This window comes from Streptomyces jumonjinensis, assembly GCF_009600885.1.
Lineage (GTDB): Bacteria > Actinomycetota > Actinomycetes > Streptomycetales > Streptomycetaceae > Streptomyces > Streptomyces jumonjinensis.
The window spans coordinates 19,331-19,784 of sequence record NZ_VCLA01000207.1 but is presented as its reverse complement, the minus strand read 5'-3'; the positions used below and the strand labels follow the sequence as shown (position 1 = coordinate 19,784).

The following is a 454-nucleotide window of genomic DNA, read 5'->3' as shown; positions in this document are numbered from 1 at the left end:
ATCGAACCGACGCCCCCGCTCCACACCGGCCAGCCGCTCCGCCTCGGCCTGCGCCTCGGTCTCGGGCAGATGCGACAGGTCCTCCTCCCGCCAGGGCAGGACCACATCGCGTGCGACGATCTGCACCGGCTCATCGACGCCCGGCAGCTGCCGGAAACCGGCCCGCAGGCTCGCATGCCGATCCAACAGGGCCTGCCACGACGCCCGCAGCACCGCCGGATCCACCGGTCCCTCAAGCCCCAGGATCAGCTGCTCGACGTAGACATCCGTGCCCTGCTCATCGAAGAGCGCGTGGAACAGCAGCCCCTCCTGCAACGGAGACACCGGAAGCACATCCACCAGCCCCGGAACCTCCGCCTCCAACTCCTCGACCCTCGACTGATCCAACGCCACCAGCGGGAAATCAGAGGGCGTATAACCACCACCAGCACCAGAGACATGCACGACCAGACCA

The 454-nt window shown here is 67.6% G+C and carries 1 protein-coding gene; it reads right to left on the bottom strand.

All coding sequences use genetic code 11. The annotated features are described in order from the left end of the window. Positions 1 to 387: condensation domain-containing protein (locus FF041_RS37390; RefSeq protein WP_194292382.1), on the bottom strand; the 387-nt coding region annotated here is incomplete at its 3' end. Positions 388 to 454 lie beyond the last annotated feature (67 nt).